This window comes from Paenibacillus sp. FSL H8-0034, from assembly GCF_038000305.1.
Lineage (GTDB): Bacteria > Bacillota > Bacilli > Paenibacillales > NBRC-103111 > Paenibacillus_S.
Genome location: NZ_JBBOBS010000001.1, coordinates 7,625,421 through 7,641,738, shown reverse-complemented (window position 1 = coordinate 7,641,738; position 16,318 = coordinate 7,625,421). Strand labels below are relative to the sequence as shown.

The 16,318-nt window shown below is 47.0% G+C and carries 14 protein-coding genes; 8 read left to right on the top strand and 6 right to left on the bottom strand.

The window, feature by feature from the left end; all coding sequences use genetic code 11:
- The first annotated feature begins 19 nt into the window (after positions 1 to 19).
- Positions 20 to 598 (top strand): S-layer homology domain-containing protein, encoded by a 579-nt coding sequence (locus NST47_RS34145; RefSeq protein WP_341159097.1) that lies wholly within the window; start codon positions 20 to 22, stop codon positions 596 to 598.
- Between the two features lie 92 nt (positions 599 to 690).
- Here the strand turns inward: NST47_RS34145 and NST47_RS34140 are convergent, their stop codons facing one another.
- The 5 genes from NST47_RS34140 to NST47_RS34120 all read right to left on the bottom strand — a co-directional run bounded on the left by NST47_RS34140 (position 691) and on the right by NST47_RS34120 (position 5,456).
- Positions 691 to 2,274, bottom strand: a complete 1,584-nt coding sequence (locus tag NST47_RS34140) for a sensor histidine kinase (protein WP_341159096.1) — start codon at positions 2,272 to 2,274, stop codon at positions 691 to 693.
- On the bottom strand, positions 2,267 to 2,962 hold the full coding sequence (locus tag NST47_RS34135; protein WP_341159815.1) for a response regulator transcription factor: 696 nt from the start codon (positions 2,960 to 2,962) through the stop codon (positions 2,267 to 2,269). The genes NST47_RS34140 and NST47_RS34135 overlap by 8 nt, the downstream gene beginning before the upstream one ends.
- A gap of 454 nt (positions 2,963 to 3,416) precedes the next feature.
- Positions 3,417 to 3,731 carry a hypothetical protein gene (locus NST47_RS34130; RefSeq protein WP_341159095.1) on the bottom strand — a complete coding sequence of 105 codons (315 nt, stop codon included), beginning with the start codon at positions 3,729 to 3,731 and terminating at the stop codon, positions 3,417 to 3,419.
- 98 nt (positions 3,732 to 3,829) lie between these two features.
- Positions 3,830 to 4,039: a hypothetical protein gene (locus NST47_RS34125; RefSeq protein WP_341159094.1), complete on the bottom strand. Its 210-nt coding sequence runs from the start codon at positions 4,037 to 4,039 to the stop codon at positions 3,830 to 3,832.
- Between the two features lie 178 nt (positions 4,040 to 4,217).
- Positions 4,218 to 5,456 (bottom strand): glycosyltransferase, encoded by a 1,239-nt coding sequence (locus NST47_RS34120; RefSeq protein ID WP_341159093.1) that lies wholly within the window; start codon positions 5,454 to 5,456, stop codon positions 4,218 to 4,220.
- 144 nt (positions 5,457 to 5,600) lie between these two features.
- On the opposite strand from NST47_RS34120, the gene yyaC reads away from it, so the two are divergent.
- Together yyaC and NST47_RS34110 are read left to right on the top strand one after the other, a co-directional pair.
- Positions 5,601 to 6,167 carry a spore protease YyaC gene (gene yyaC / locus NST47_RS34115; protein ID WP_341159092.1) on the top strand — a complete coding sequence of 189 codons (567 nt, stop codon included), beginning with the start codon at positions 5,601 to 5,603 and terminating at the stop codon, positions 6,165 to 6,167.
- Positions 6,164 to 7,990, top strand: a complete 1,827-nt coding sequence (locus tag NST47_RS34110; protein ID WP_341159091.1) for an ABC transporter ATP-binding protein — start codon at positions 6,164 to 6,166, stop codon at positions 7,988 to 7,990. The genes yyaC and NST47_RS34110 overlap by 4 nt, the downstream gene beginning before the upstream one ends.
- An 18-nt stretch (positions 7,991 to 8,008) precedes the next feature.
- Here the strand turns inward: NST47_RS34110 and NST47_RS34105 are convergent, their stop codons facing one another.
- The gene (locus NST47_RS34105) at positions 8,009 to 8,596 is read right to left on the bottom strand and encodes a TetR/AcrR family transcriptional regulator (protein WP_341159090.1); all 588 of its coding nucleotides are present in this window, start codon (positions 8,594 to 8,596) and stop codon (positions 8,009 to 8,011) included.
- A 269-nt stretch (positions 8,597 to 8,865) separates the two neighbouring features.
- Between NST47_RS34105 and NST47_RS34100 the strand changes: the two genes are divergently transcribed.
- The 5 genes from NST47_RS34100 to NST47_RS34080 all read left to right on the top strand — a co-directional run bounded on the left by NST47_RS34100 (position 8,866) and on the right by NST47_RS34080 (position 16,154).
- Positions 8,866 to 13,020 carry a response regulator gene (locus tag NST47_RS34100; protein WP_341159089.1) on the top strand — a complete coding sequence of 1,385 codons (4,155 nt, stop codon included), beginning with the start codon at positions 8,866 to 8,868 and terminating at the stop codon, positions 13,018 to 13,020.
- A 2-nt stretch (positions 13,021 to 13,022) separates the two neighbouring features.
- Positions 13,023 to 13,853, top strand: coding sequence for a CheR family methyltransferase (locus NST47_RS34095; protein ID WP_341159088.1), 831 nt, complete (start codon positions 13,023 to 13,025; stop codon positions 13,851 to 13,853).
- A gap of 35 nt (positions 13,854 to 13,888) precedes the next feature.
- The gene (locus tag NST47_RS34090) at positions 13,889 to 14,464 is read left to right on the top strand and encodes a chemotaxis protein CheB (RefSeq protein ID WP_341159087.1); all 576 of its coding nucleotides are present in this window, start codon (positions 13,889 to 13,891) and stop codon (positions 14,462 to 14,464) included.
- A 29-nt stretch (positions 14,465 to 14,493) separates the two neighbouring features.
- Positions 14,494 to 15,630 (top strand): sensor histidine kinase, encoded by a 1,137-nt coding sequence (locus tag NST47_RS34085; RefSeq protein ID WP_341159086.1) that lies wholly within the window; start codon positions 14,494 to 14,496, stop codon positions 15,628 to 15,630.
- A 263-nt stretch (positions 15,631 to 15,893) separates the two neighbouring features.
- On the top strand, positions 15,894 to 16,154 hold the full coding sequence (locus NST47_RS34080; protein ID WP_341159085.1) for a GNAT family N-acetyltransferase: 261 nt from the start codon (positions 15,894 to 15,896) through the stop codon (positions 16,152 to 16,154).
- The last annotated feature ends 164 nt before the right edge of the window (positions 16,155 to 16,318 follow it).

Below are 16,318 nucleotides of genomic sequence, written 5' to 3'. Positions count from 1 at the left end.
GCATGTAGGGGGAGCTTTAATGAAAAAAACGTTATCATTCATGGTTGTTATGGCATTGTTCTTTACCGTGCTTACTTCTATTTCATTTGCGGCAGATGAGAAAACGCCTCTGGAAAAGTATGAGATTCTGAAAGGCATGGGGATTTTTGAAGGTACTGAAAAAGGCGCAGATCTGGAAGCTCTGACCAATCGGGCGCAATTTGCAAAAATCATCGGTTTGGTATGGAATTTAAAAGAGGATGAGCAGGGTGCTTCAGTATATCAAGACTTGGCAGGTTATGAGTGGGCTTCAGGTTATATTGGAGCGGCAACAAAGGCTGGATTTTTCGATGGAGTTGCTGAAGGGCAATTTGCTCCTGGGGATAATATAACGGTTGAGCAATTGGCAGCAGTGTTAGTCCGTGCATTTAAACTGGAGTCAGGTACAGAAGCGGTTAATGGAAAAGTATCGGATTGGGCCAAAGGTTATGTAGCTGCAGCCATTCAAGCAGGGTTGATCGCTACAGCCGCGGATTATACCGTAGATGCCAGACGCAGTGATCTGGTTGTGTCTACGTATGGTGCTGTACAATTTAAACTCCATAACCCGATGAAATAAGAAATATGTACACCGGATATAGTAAAAGCAGAGGCCATGTAAAAGGGACCCTGCTTTTTTATTTACTTTTAGAACGCTTAACGGCCCAGCCTTCAAGCCAGCTTTAGTCGAATATAAAATACAAGCTCACCGTCCTGTTGCTCGACACCGATGGAACCTTCATGCGCTTCAACGATACTTTTGGCTATAGCCAGTCCCAAACCGGAACCCCCTGTATCCGAGGAACGCGAGGCATCGACCCTGAAAAATCGTTCAAATAGCTGCTCCAGCTCCTGCTCGCTCAGTTCGTCGGCTTTGTTGCCAATCCGAACGATGCCGTAGCGCTGCTCCTTGATCATAGAGACCGTGATGACCCCGGGCTTGGGACTATACTTCAGCGCGTTGCCCAGCAGATTTTCGAATACACGGATCATTTGATCGACATCAATGCTGACGAATAATTTTTCCTTGGGAATATGGCGCGAGAGGATAACCTGCTGCTCCTCGGCTGGTGTCACGAATTCCTCCAGCAGCTGCTCCAGCAGATCATTGAGCGCGATGCCTTCTTTATTTAACGGAATATCCTGATGGGTCAGCTTTGTGTACATAAATAGATCGTTAATAAGTGAATTGAGCTTCTCCGATTTATTGTAAGCGATGCTGAGGTAAGTCCGAGCTTGCTGCTCCGTCTCATAATTTCGATCATTTAACAGGCGGAGATAACCAATAATAAGCGTAAGCGGTGTGCGCAGGTCATGAGAGACGTTGGTCACAAGCTCGTTTTTCAAACGCTCAGCCCGGCGCTCCTCTTCGATTTTCAGCTGCAGCTTCTCAGCCATCAGGTTCATATTTTTGGCGAGCGAGCCGAGCTCATCGTCACTTCGCTCCGGCACCCGGGAGTTCAGATTGCCCGTTGCAATCGTAATGAGCCCTCCGGCAAGCTCCTCGATATAACGCATTTTTTTCTGGGTCACAAAATAGAAGAGCACGATAAACAGGATAAACGAACCAAACATGGGAAAAGGACTTTCTCCGCGCTTGTAGCTGATATTTGGCTCGGGAATACCACTCACATACAGATAGGCGGGTTTCGTCTTATAAGTGACCGGATACAGGCTGGAAGCCTCCTGCCGCCGCGTCAGATTTTGCTGTCTGCGAGTGTCCATCGAGCTGCGGATCGTTTTATGAATATCGATGCTGGTTTCAGCCGTATTCGGGCTTTTATATATGACTGTACCAGACAGGTCGGTAACCATAATTTTATAACGATTATTGGAGCTTTCGCGCTGTACCTGCTCCGTAAATTCCTGTTCACGCTGCTTTTCAATCAGGGCTTGTGCTTCGGGACTTTGTTTCTCGGTCTCATTGTAGTGGTGGTAGTCATCGCTTAATATGTGAGCCATATTCTCGGCAGCATTATCGATACGCTGCACTCCGGATTCATAGTCAATCACAGGCTCCTGCTTGATGCCGCCGAATATGGCAGAGCTTAAGGAGTAGAAGATCAGCGAAACAGCCAGACAGAAGGCAAAGGTGACCATCAGCTGGAGACGCAGGCTGCGACCGACTTGTCCACTCAGCATACGAAACAGGTCCATAGCGAACAGGATCAAGCCGCGCAGCAGATTAAACGGGAACCAGGTAAAGGGAAAGCGGTTCAAACGAGACTGAGGCTGAATATCCGAATATTTACTCAACTTTGTAGCCAACCCCCCAGATGGTTTTAATATATTTGGGCTTGCGCGGATTGGCTTCCATTTTCTCGCGAATTTTGCGGATATGGACCATGACCGTGTTGTCGGAATCAAAATAGGCTTCCTGCCAGACCGCTTCATAAATTTTTTCGATACTCCACACGATGCCGCGATGGCGGGCGAGCAGCTCCAATATGGCAAATTCACGTGGTGTCAGCTTAATGCTCCGTCCATCCAGCTTCACTTCGTGAGTCTGTGTGTTGATAAGCAGCTCATCGACCTCGATTTCATGCTCTTTGTTTACAAGAGGGATATTGAGCCGGGTATAGCGACGCAGCTGTGATTTGATTCGGGCGATCAGCTCCAGTGGGTTGAAAGGTTTAGCCAAATAGTCGTCCGCACCGCTGCTGAGTCCGATAATTTTGTCCATATCCTCTCCTTTGGCAGAGAGCATAATAATGGGCATGTTTTGCTGTTCACGAATTTTGAGACAAGCCTCTATCCCGTTCATTCGGGGCATCATAATGTCGAGCACGATCAAATCCACCTCTTCTTTTTGCAAAATATGCAGTGCGGCTTCTCCATCGGATGCGCGCAGCAGCAGATAGCCTTCGTTTTTTAAATAAATTTCCAGCAGATCGATAATTTCCTTCTCATCGTCGACAATAAGTATGGTTTTGGGAGCTGCGATATGGGCTTCCTCCTCCTGACTATCCTGTGTATAGCCTCATTATAAGGGGTAGTTCTTAATTAAATGGCAGGGTATATCTTAACAATTTCTTAAGCCGGGAATAACAAGAAGGCCCGCTGAGGAAGTCTCAACAGGCTGCATTCGAATAAGTGATAAGAACGAGTACGAATAAGATAAGCCAGATCGATGATCGGTGAGCAGCAGGTGCAACGACTGCTTAGGTCAGCACTGTCTTTTAGAAGTCTGGTGAATAAAGAGCGGAGCGACCGTGGTGTTCTGTAGATAGCGGAGCGGTGCCTTTGTTTCCGGAATTTTACCGCTAAATGTCTTATAAAATAAATCTGGAAACAACAGCAATCGGAAGAATACTTCGGTCGCGCAGCGGGACTTATTCACCAGACTTTTAATACTGAGGCGCGTATGGTTACATTACAGGCAGGCTCGCCGCGGGTCCCTATTTCTTAAGGAACACGATCGTATGCTGAATCGCTTCTTGCACCTGCTGGACAAAAGCGACGTTTTCTTTTTCCCATTCATCGGGGTCATCCAGATAGTGCTCCTCCAGAAACTGCTCCAGCTGCTTGGCAGCTTCTTTAAGCTGTGCATCTCCTGCAGCAGGCTTGCCTCTGAGCACCTGAATGGCCAATCGCATCGATTTGCAGGCGTTTTTCACTGAAGGGTATTCATCCCGCTCCCAGGCCACAGGCTCGTCCATCTCATAATAGGGAATCCATTTCTCAATCAGGCTTGCTGCCTGTTTATTGTCCATTGAAGTCAAAGCATGTGCCCTCTTTCATTATATCGTCGATATGCTGTCATTAAATGTACCATTAATGTTCCGAATATCCAAGAGCCTGGTTCGCGAACCTATACGGCTGAACCAAGTAAAAAGGATACGGCAGCTGCACCGTATCCTTGAAGATGAAGCCAGAGCAGCTCCACTATGATGGGAAGATGAATCGTCCAGACTGCAGGTATCGACGGTTCATCTCCAGTTATTTGTTTAACATTACAGGGATTGAATACATTGATAGGTAATGATGAGAACGAACGTGAGGAGTGTAGCTCCAGTGGCATAAGTGAAGCGTCGGTGGGAAAGTGTCGTCATAATTAGTTCTCTCCTTTATGATGAGTTAGCGTAGTAACAGTAGCTGATGACTAACGTATACGCCTCTGTTTATATTTTATAATATCATAATTGCTTGTAGTGTTAAAATTTTGTGAAGTGAAGGCCGATCTCGATGCGTGAAGCGGCTCAACGCTTCATTTTTTTTAATTGCTCCAGCACATAAAAGGTGCCCCGCCAATGAATACCGCCCTGCCGCAGCGTTAGCCATACGGAACGTATGACGATATAGCTGAGCAAACATACGGTAGCAGGGAACACGAGCAGTTCCTTGCCGATCTTGCCAATCAACGATTGAATCAGCAGGCTGTATACGGATAACATCAGTACAATAGAGAGTACATAACTCCAGAACACCCAGCCGTCCAGCACGAAGATCGCGACAAAGGGGAAGAAAAACAACAGCAATTGTCCAATCACGCCGGCGGCAGCAGGCAGCAGACGATATTGAAAACCGGAAAAAATATTTTTCTCCAGGCCTTGCACAGCCTCATGCAGACTTTTGTACCATTCCACCGCTAACTGCGTCCGGCCTGAGGCCAATCGCTGGCGCAGACCTGCTTGCTTAACCCGCATGCCCAGCTGCAAATCATCGTCAGGGCGAAAGGCGAACGCCTGGTGGGTGCCGATCCTATCATACGCCTGCCGGGTAATCATATTGAAAGCACCGACGCCCATTCCATGCTTGTGCTGACTGTCAATGTTGGCGCGCCAAGGTCGGATATATAAAGCTAAGGCAAAGAAGAAATATTGCACGAACGCACTCAGCCAAAAGCTGTTGACGACGATCTTGGGTGTTAATGTCAGATGGTCGGCTTCGGTTTCCTTCATATAGTGCACCGCGTCGGCAAGAGCGTGCGGCTGAAATAGCACATCCGCATCAGTAAATAAAATAACTTGTCCGCGCGCCTGCAGGAAACCTTGGTACAGCGCGTGGTTTTTGCCAAGCCAGCCAGCGGGGAGTGTTGTAACATGGATGATGGTCAACGGTACCTCTACCTGTCGTTTACCTTGTGACCATTTACGCAGCTCCTCCAGCTTGTGGCCTGTACCGTCCTGTGAACGGTCATTAACCGCTATAATTTCGAATCTTGGATACGTTTGATTAAGCAGATGCTTAACGGTCTCGGTGATCGAGGCCTCTTCTTCCTTGGCAGCTATGATGACAGATACGAGTGGGAGCTCTTTCGCTGTAGTACCGCGTGGCTGCGCCAGGCCTGCGGATGCAAAGGATTCCGTGGAAGCGGAGCCTCCCGGCTTGGGGCTTGCAGGCAGCTGCCGCATCAGCTTGCGTGCCCATAGCGTATCACCAAGCATCACAATCCAGTAACCGAGCGTCAGGATGACCAGCAGCTTGAAAATGAACATGGATGATCCCTCCCATGAAGCGCTTTTTTAGCATTATAGCATTGGCTGCCCGCATTGAACAAATGGATCAGAGCCATCTCGTAATTTTTGTGCTACAATAAATACATTCATGATTGTATAAGAGCAACTGCTAGGAGGAATTTGATGAAAGAGGCATTCCCGATCATACGTAAAAGAATCAAGGGACCGGAGCTTGGCGAATTTATGCTTTCCATACGGAGGAGCGGGGTAAGGACTGAGGATCTGGTGTTTCTATGCATCGGTACTGACCGTTCGACGGGGGATTCGCTCGGTCCATTGGTAGGCACGATGCTGGAGGAGGCGGGCTATACCCAGGTGCTGGGTACCTTGGAATTTCCGCTGGATGCAAGCAATATGGTTCATCGACTGACCAGCCTGCCGCTGATGAAATCTGGTAAATCATTCATCGCTATTGATGCCTGTCTCGGGCAGTCTTCTTCCATAGCCAGCTATCAGGTGTCCAATCAGCCGATGGAGCCTGGCAAGTCCGTGGGGCGGATGCTGCCGCCAGTAGGGAATTATTCGATTGCTGCTATTGTTAATCATAATGAGGGGAATCAATATGCGATATTGCAAGGTACCTCGTTGTATCGGATTATGACAATGGCCAAGGAAATCACAGTAAGCATCATGGACGTATTTCCATTGGAGTCGGCTGCAGGTTTAATATCGGAGGGAGAATTAGGATGAGCATGAGGGAAGGTGGAGGCGGGGGCGGCTGGGAAGGTGGAAGCAAGCAAGCTTTACAAAGCAGAGGTAAAGCTACTTTGAAGGAAGTATCGCTGCGGCGGATTTACGGCTTATTCCGCGGATATCGTGTGCAGCTGGTCATAATTATTTTACTGGCGTTGGGTGCCGCATTAATTGGACTTATTCCGCCCCTTGTGATGAAGGAAATTATTGATACAGCGATACCGCAGGGTGACAAAAGAAAATTGATCGAATTGATCGGATTGATGGTGCTGCTGCCTGTCAGCAGCGGTCTGCTCAGTGTATGGCAAAATCACCAGAACACCAAAGTCGGTCAGGGTGTGATGCGTGATTTAAGACGCTCGTTATTTGCTAATTTACAACGGCAGTCGATGAGCTTCTTCACGGACGCGAAGTCAGGGGAAATTATTCAACGACTAACTGGCGATGTGCTGGCGGTGCAAAATGTAGTGACAACCATCGTAGTATCGGCTGTCACACAGGGTGTTATTGTGATCACGACAATCGTCATTTTATTCGTATTGGATTGGCGGCTGGCGATATTGGCTACAGTCATTTTACCCTTGTTTATATTGCCTGTTCGTAAGGTATCCCAGATTCGCAAGCGGCTGCGGGGCGAAACGCAGCGGGTACGCGGCGAGATGTCATCCCAGCTTGGGGAAATTTTTGGTGTATCCGGTGCATTATTAACAAGGATTTTCCAGCAGGAACGCAAGCAGGAACAGGATTTTGACGTGCTGAACCAGCGGGTTATGGATTTGGAGCTGAAGCTCAATCTGGTCGGTCGTTGGTATGGGATGGTGCTTGGTGTATTGGGACCGCTCGGCACGGCACTGATATATTTGTACGGTGGCTGGAATGTGGTAGAGGGATCGATGACGATAGGCGGTATCGTAGCTTTTGCTGCTTATTTGGGACGATTGTACGGTCCGATTGGCACGCTGCTGAATCTTCAGGTGGAGGTTCAGACGGCACTTGGCGTCTTTCAGCGAATATTCGAATACGAGGATATGGAGCCTGATGTTACAGATTTGACTGGGGCGAAGGCGCTGTCCTCCGTTCAGGGACAGGTTGGATTTCATCATGTTTCGTATGCCTATCAGCCAGGTCAATACGCATTGCAGCAGGTCACCTTTACAGCGCAGCCGGGTGAGGTTGTAGCTATCGTAGGGCCAAGTGGAGCCGGAAAGTCGACATTGATCGGCATGCTGGCCAGGTTGTACGATCCGACTGAAGGGGTTGTAACGATTGATGGTCATAACGCTGCGTCCGTTACATTGGCATCACTGCGCGAGCAGGTAGCCTTCGTTACACAGGAATCGTTCCTGTTCCATGCGTCGGTTCGTGATAATTTGTTGTTTGCCAAGCTTGACGCAACAGATGAAGAGCTGGAGAAGGCCTGTCGGCAAGCTTATATTCATGAGACGATTGCGGCTATGCCAAATGGCTATGATACGATGGTTGGGGAGCGTGGTCATCGGCTGTCAGGTGGAGAAAGGCAGCGTCTGGCTATTGCCAGAGCGATTCTCAAGAACCCGCGCATTCTTGTGCTGGATGAAGCTACCTCGCATCTGGACTCCGAATCGGAGGCTTATGTACAGACGGCGCTGGATTCCTTAATGCACGGACGCACGACGCTCGTAATTGCCCACCGGCTGTCAACGATTTTGGCGGCGGATCGGATCATCGTGCTTGAAGCTGGACGTGTGCTGGAGTCGGGACGCCATGCCGAGCTGCTGGAGCAGGACGGCTTGTACGCGCGGCTGTATCGGACCCAATTCGAAAAGGCAGCAAACGTCTGAACTGGGCAGCGCACGTCTTTAAGGCTGAATGGTTGAAATACCCTGCCAGTACATCCGCCAGACGCTATGCATCCGCTGTTCAAAATGATCAGGCAAATAGTAAAATTGCTGAATAAAAGCACCATCCAGCATGCAATAATAGGAGGCAATCAAATCCGTGATTTGTTCGCTGCGAATGATGCCCTGCCGCATGCCTTCTGCAAAAATATGGGTCAGCGCCGTCGACAGCGTGTTCTCGGATGCAGTAAACCGGGCTCGCAGCTCCTCCTGTAAAGTGATAGGCGGAAAGAGCATAGCTCTTTTTATAAAGGTCATGTTGGTTTCACTTAACAAATAGGTCCGGCATGTATCCTGCCAAATACCAAACAATTGATCGTGGACCGAGTCGTCGCGAATTTCGTTAATAAGGGCTTTGATACGCTGCTGCTGCTCACTCAGCACATCTTCGAACACAGCCCGGAACAAATCATCCTTGCTGGGGAAATGAGCATACAGGGAAGGTGTCTTGATTCCTACCTCTTTGGCAATCTCGGATAAGGGTGCTGCATCATAGCCGTTTTGCGCAAACAAGCGCAGCGCGGCTGTTTTTATTTTACTTGCCGTCATCGGACATCCACCCCTTATAAAGGTAACTAACATGTAGCTTTCCTAATCAACGTTAGGTTACTTTATTTTATTACATATGACCTCGTATTACAATAATTGCGATTTCTTGGTGAAACTGATCGAATCGCTGTTACTCCGATGGGGTAACCTGCTTTGGTTAATTTCATCGACCTGTCGAAAAAGGATGGATTATGTTACCTATCAATAATATAATATTCAGTAGTTATTAGTGGTGGACAACAGATCGCCAATCAGAGAGGACGAACCGCATGCAATGGATTAAGAATGCACGAATAAATAGCAAGCTGCTTTTCATGATCGTACTTCCCATGCTTGGGCTGTTGTACTTCTCTGTCAATACGATTTATGAAAAAGTGAATGAATTGTCCGAGATTAACAAGCTTCAGGTGTTGGTTTCGGCCGAGGTTTCCATGAATGACTTAATTCATGAATTTCAGAAGGAGCGGGGTCTTGTCACCGGATACTACGGGGATAAAACCGTTAACCGTCTCAATATGCTGATAGCACAACGCAAGCCAACGGATGAGAAAATAATCGCGATCCAGCAGCAGCTGCGTGCGACAGATTCGGATATCCTCGGGGAAAAGTTTTATAAGGACTTCTCGGATACGGTAGCGAAGCTTGATAAAATTACGGCTCTTCGCACCCAGATCGATCAGGATAAAATCAAGGATACCGAGGCGCAGGCCTACTACATAGATGTGGTCGGCAGCTTTTTTACAATGATGGAAAATATGAATCAATCTGGCTCGAACAAACAAATTTCCAATATGCTGTCCTCTTATATTCAATTCTCACGCAGCAAGTCTGCGGTCAGCAAGGAGAGGGCGTTGATCTACAGCGCCCTTACAGAAAGAAGCCTTGAGCTCAGTGATGTAACCCAGATCAATTTACTGGAGAACGAGCAGAAGCTTTATTATACGGTGTCCGCGACGTCTGCGACCGCTGATGCACGCAGCTTGTATCAGAACACGATCAAAGGGCCTTCCATTGACGAAGTCAATAGGTATATTCAACAGATCCTGAAGCTGGAGCCAGGTAAGACGCTTAGTATCGACCCTGAGAGATGGTACGCAGTTTCGACGGACCGTATTGATCTGCTCAAGCAGGTCGAGGACGGACTTTCCAAAGAATTGCTGCAAACGATGGAAACGATTCGCAAAAACACGACAAAATCATTAATTAATGCGATTATTTTAAATATCATTATTATCGTTGCCTCCGTTCTGGTCATTGTCGTGATTTCAAGAATGATGGTTAGGCAAATTCGCACTCTCAAGAATTCGACAGAACTCATATTATTGGGTGAGACGGATGTGCATCTTGATGTGAATTCCAAGGATGAATTCGGCGAACTCATGAATGCTTTTAACCAGATGGTACTTAGCTACCGTGAGGTTATTACGCAGGCAGACCGAATTTCTTTGGGCGAATATGAGCAAACGATCGTCCCGCGTTCAGACCGTGACCAGCTGAGCGTAGCCTTGATCAGGATGCTTGCCTCTTTAAAGCATACGACTGAGCAAAATGAACAGCAGTTCTGGCTCAAAACACAGCTAGCCCACATTACAGGGATGGCTCAAGGTGTGATTAGTCTGCAGCAGCTGGTCAATGAGCTTGTTTCGGAAATATCAAAGCTGGTCAAGGCGGGTCAGGGTGTATTTTATGTGAAGGAAACGAATAAAAACGCTCCGTATTACGGCGAATATGTACTGCTTGGCAGCTATGCGCATAAAGAAAGAAAAAACATCTCGAACCGGGTCCAGTCGGGTGAAGGGCTAGTGGGACAAAGCATTCTCGAAAAAAAACCGATCTTGCTAACGGATGTACCCGCTGATTATATCCAGATTAACTCGGGACTTGGGGAGCATAAGCCACTGCAAATTATGGTGCTTCCCATCCTCTTCGAGGATGAAGTGCTGGCGGTAATCGAGCTTGCCTCATTCAGAGCTTTCACCGCTATTGAGCATGACCTGCTGGAGCAGTTGGCTTCATCATTGGGAGTTGTGATTCATAGTGTGAACAGTCGTCAGCGTACCGAGCAGCTGCTGCATGAATCCCAGCTGCTGACCGAAGAGCTTCAAACCCAGCAGGAGGAACTGCGTACTGCTAACGAGGAGCTGGAGGAGCAGACGCGGATGCTCAAGCAATCCGAGGATAAGATGAGGATCCAAAGCGAAGAGCTGCAGGCGATTAATGAGGAATTGGAAGAGAAATCGAATTATCTGGAGCTGCAGAAAGCCGGTATTGAGAAGCAAAATCAATTTATTCAATTATCCAAGCAGGAATTGGAAGAAAAAGCGAAAGAGCTGGAGCTTGCCAGCAAATATAAATCGGAATTTCTCGCCAATATGTCGCATGAGCTGCGCACGCCGCTGAACAGCTTGCTCATTCTGGCCAAATCGTTAGCTGCCAACGATGAGAACAATTTGACCGATGACCAGATTGAGTCAGCCAAGATTATTCACAGCGGAGGCCTGGATCTGTTAAGGCTGATTAATGATATTCTGGATTTGTCCAAGGTGGAGGCGGGCAAATTAGACGTTCAACTGGAAGAAGTCACGATCGATACGGTGCTTCAATCACTGCAAATTCAATTTAATCCTGTAGCCAAAGATAGAGGTTTGCAGTTTGAGCTGATTCGTGAGCGCAACGTTCCGAATAAAATCATTACGGACGGGCAGCGAGCCGAGCAAATTTTGAAAAACCTGCTGTCCAATGCGCTCAAATTCACGTCCTCCGGTTCGGTTACGCTAAAAATCGCACTGGCAGACGCTCAAACTTCCTATCACAACGGTGATTTGTCCGCCAATGGAGCTCTTGCCTTATCGGTCACAGACACCGGGATCGGAATTCCTGCCAATAAGCAAAAAGCGATATTCGAGGCGTTCCAGCAGGCCGATGGCACAACGAGCCGCAAATATGGGGGAACGGGCCTCGGGTTAACGATATCCAGAGAACTTGCCAAGCTACTGGGCGGCGAGATTCATATGCAGAGTAAGGAAGGCAAGGGAAGCACCTTCACCTTGTATCTGCCATTGAGTGGGGTGGTTATACCAAGCGTGGAGGTTTTGGAAACGCGCAGCCAGCCTGCCATCCGAAGTGGGGTACCAGAGTCCGAGCTGCCAAGCAGTGAGACGGAGGCAGCCAGTGCACTTGAGGATGATTTTGTGCCGCAAATCAAAGTGTTTTTGCCTGATGACCGCGAGCTGCTGCAAATTCCGGTTCAGGAAAAAACGATTTTGATCGTTGAGGATGACCGTCAGTTTGCGAAAATCATGATGGAGATGTCACGAAAAAAAGGCTTTAAATGTTTGGCGGCAGGTGATGGCTTCAGTGCCCTGCAAATTGCCAAGCAGTATATCCCAAGCGCGATTCTGCTTGATCTGGGCCTGCCCGATATGGATGGACTTAAAGTATTGGACCATTTGAAATATCACAATGAAACCCGCCATATTCCGGTTCACATTATTTCGGGAAGAGATAAAAACTCGGATTCCTTGCAGCGTGGAGCCATCGGTTTTCTGTCCAAGCCTTTGGATTCGAACGACTTTGATACTGTATTTGCCAAAATTGAAAATGTGCTGCACGAACGTATTCAGCAGGTGCTGGTCGTTGAGGATGACTACAACAATCAAAAGGCAATCCGTGAGCTGTTGAAGCATAAGAAGGTCGAAATTCATAGTGTGTATACCGGCAAGGAAGGTCTGGAGCGGATGCGTGCCGAGACTTTTGACTGTGTGATTCTGGACCTGACGCTGCCGGATATGACGGGCTTTGAGATGCTGCAGGAGCTGGTCAAGGATATGGAGAACCCGGTGCCTCCGATCATTATCAACACAGGTAAAGAGCTCAGCCAGGAGGAATTTAAGGAGCTTAATCGCTTTACGGACAGCATTGTCATTAAAGGCGTTAATTCTTCCGACCGTTTATTGGACGAGGTATCGTTATTCCTGCATAGCATCCATAAGCTGCTGCCTCCAGAACAGAAGGAAATGATTCGGATGGTGCGTGACTCCGATGAGACGCTGAAAGGGCGTAAAGTGCTGCTTGTGGATGATGATCTTCGGAACACATTCGCTTTGTCCAAGATTTTGAAGAAACACGGGCTGGAAGTGATCATGGCCGATAACGGCAAGCTGGCTTTGGACAAGCTGGACAGCGAGAATGACATAGAGCTCGTCATTATGGATATTATGATGCCCGTGATGGACGGCTATGAGGCGATCAGCCGAATACGTGAAATGCCGAAGTTTCAATCGCTCCCCATCATTGCGCTGACCGCCAAGGCGATGACGGGGGATCGGGAAAAATGTATAGAAAGGGGAGCCAACGATTATATGACCAAGCCTGTGGATACCGACAAATTACTGTCATTAATCAGAGTATGGCTCTTTCAATAACCATGAGCGATAAAATATCGGAAAAGATTGAGATCGATCTTCTCCTGGATGCGATCTTTCTGCGGCACGGGTATGATTTTCGCAATTATGCCCGTTCTTCCTTGATGAGAAGATTGCACTATATCAAACAAAAAAATAGCCTGCATTACATTTCCGATATGATTCCGAAGGTGCTGTATGATGAAGCTTTTACCAACCAACTGCTGTTGGATTTATCGGTGACCGTTACGGAAATGTTCAGGGACCCGGAGTTTTTTGCGGAGCTGCGCAAGCAGGTGATCCCTTTATTGATGACGTACCCTTTTGTAAAAATTTGGCATGCAGGCTGTGCAACAGGTGAAGAAGTGTATTCGATGGCGATCCTGTTAGAGGAAGAAGGCTTCTATGATCGTGTTCAGATCTACGCAACCGATATTAATCAGGAGTCGCTGCACATTGCCCAGGAAGGTATTTATTCGCTGGAGAACATTCGTAAGTTTACTTCAAATTATCAAAAAGGCGGAGGCAAGTCCTCCTTTTCAGATTACTACCATGCCAAATATCAGATGGGTAAAATCAACGAGGATTTAAAAAGGAATATTGTGTTCTCCCAGCACAACTTGGCTACGGATCAAGCCTTTGGCGAGATGCATTTGATCGTTTGCCGCAATGTGCTGATCTATTTTGATAAGCAGCTGCAAAATCAGGTTCTTCGTCTTTTTAACAGCAGTCTCGTTTCTCGCGGATTTTTATGTATCGGCAGCAAGGAATCGATCGAATTTTCAGATATTCATTCAGATTTTGAGTCGCTTTCAAGCAAGTGGAGAATTTTTCGAAAGCAATTACCTAAGTAGCTTGATCAGACACCTGGAAAGGAAGTCACAAGGTTATGAATCAATTGGAAGCAGTCGTTGTTGGTGTTTCTGCAGGGGGACTTAAGGCTTTGGTAACCATACTGGCTTATCTCCCGGCGGATTATCACCTCCCCGTCATCATTGTTCAGCATCTGCTAGAGGGCAGCGACAGCTTTCTTGTCGATTATTTGAATGAACAGGTTAGTATCAGTGTCAAAGAAGCAGTAGATAAAGAAACGATCCGTCCCGGTTATGTTTATGTGGCCCCACCCAGCTATCACCTGCTGATTGAGGATGAACGCATGTTTAGTCTTTCGATTGACCCCAAGGTAAATTATTCCCGTCCATCGATTGATGTGCTATTTGAGAGTGCCGCATTTGTTTTTCAAGAAAAGTGTCTCGGCATCGTTCTAACGGGAGCTAATCGCGATGGCAGTGAGGGGCTGCGTAACATTAAGAAGAATGGTGGCCAGGCGATCATACAGGACCCGGCAAACGCGGAGTACAATATTATGCCGCTCGCGGCAATGAGTGTGGTCAAGGCCGATCATATTTTAACATTAGACGAAATTGGAAAATATTTGCTGGAGCTGCAGCCTTCCAACCGATGATTCATAATGAATACAATGAGGAGGAGCCTATGAACAGTCGAAATGATAAAAGCCAAACATTAAAAATATTGGTAGTCGATGACCGTAAGGAAAATTTAATTGCGATGCAAAAAATATTACGCGTGCTGGATTGTGAGATCTTCATCGTTGAATCCGGCAATGAGGCATTATCGTTTACGCTCAGGCATGATTTTGCGCTTATTTTATTGGATGTCAATATGCCGGAGATGGATGGATTCGAGCTCGCAGAGCTGCTGCGCAGCAACGATGAGACGAGCCAGATTCCGATTATTTTTGTAACGGCCAGCGATACGGAGGACCAAAGTGTATTCAAAGGCTACGAGAGCGGCGCCGTCGATTATTTGTTTAAGCCGGTTAATCCGGATATTTTGTTAAGCAAAGTAAGAGTATTCCTGGAATTGAATCTGAGGAAGATCGAGCTGGAATCGATGCAAACCGAACTGAAACGAAGCAATGAAAGCTTGATGGAATTTGCCCAGGTCGTTTCCCACGATCTCAAAAATCCATTGAATGTCATTACGGGTCTCAGTGAGCTTCTACTCGCCCGACACAGCTCGGAATTGGGTATGAAGGGACAGGGGTACATTTCGAAAATTTCCGTGACAGCAGAGCGGATGACGCATCTGATTACGGACTTGCTGTCCTATGCACAGTTGAATGCCAATGCATCTTCTTATACCGAAGTGGATCTTAATGAGGTTATCAACCTCGTGATTACGGATTTATCCAGTACGATTGAACACAATAAAGGTCAGGTCATCGTCAAGGACAGATTGCCGATCATTCAAGCGGATGCGACACAAATGTATCAGTTATTTCAAAATATTATAGGTAATGGGATTAAATACCATAGGACTGAAGTCGCGCCGATTATCCAGATCTCGCTGGTACACAACGAAGCGGATGGCGCTTTTGCGGTGTTGATCGAGGATAATGGTATAGGGATGAGAAGCGAGGATATTCCCCACATTTTCACCGCCTTCAAAAGGCTCGATAACGCCAAAGGCTATGAAGGCAATGGAATTGGGATGGCCACCGTCAAAAAAATTATTGATCGGCATCAAGGCTCGATAAAAGTCACAAGTGAACTTGGGCAGGGTACCGCATTTGTGATTAAAATGTATGAATCGCAGGAAGAGATGTAGAACAGCATAATCTCGCAGGCGTGTTCCGCACTTGCAGCAGCGACTTATTAAACGGACTTATATACATAGGAAATAGACGCAGATTACCTGACGGGTAGCCTGCTTTTTTTGCGTTGATTCAGTTTTTATTGTGAGCAGAACGTTTAGGTATAAATAATAAATCCGTTGTTCTCACTCTCCCTTTACAATAAACTGGTTTCAACAAGGTATGAACCTTTTAAGACGATTCCTTTATCTGTTATAAAGAAAGGTTGTGGTTTCATTTGAATTTGGAGACATTCCCGTTATTGGAGACTGAACGCTTTGTATTGCGTCAAATGACGCTTGAAGATGCACCTACCGTATTTGAAATATTTTCGGATGGTGATGTTACAAAAGATATGGGGGAGGATCCGTTCACCAGTATTCAGCAGGCAGAAGGTTTAATAACGTTTATGAACAACCTGTTTATTCAATATAAAGCCTTCAGATGGGGAATTATATTAAAGGAGAATAATACTCTTGTAGACGGAAATTTTAAATAGCGTCATTGCTTTTGGTTTTGAAACGATGGAATTCAATCGGATAGAAGCATTTACCAACCTGGATGCTGAACCATCGATGATGTTGTTAAAAAAGCTTGGTTTTAACGAGGACGGCATTTTACGTGGATATGCTTCCTTTCATGGAGAATACGTTGATCAACGCT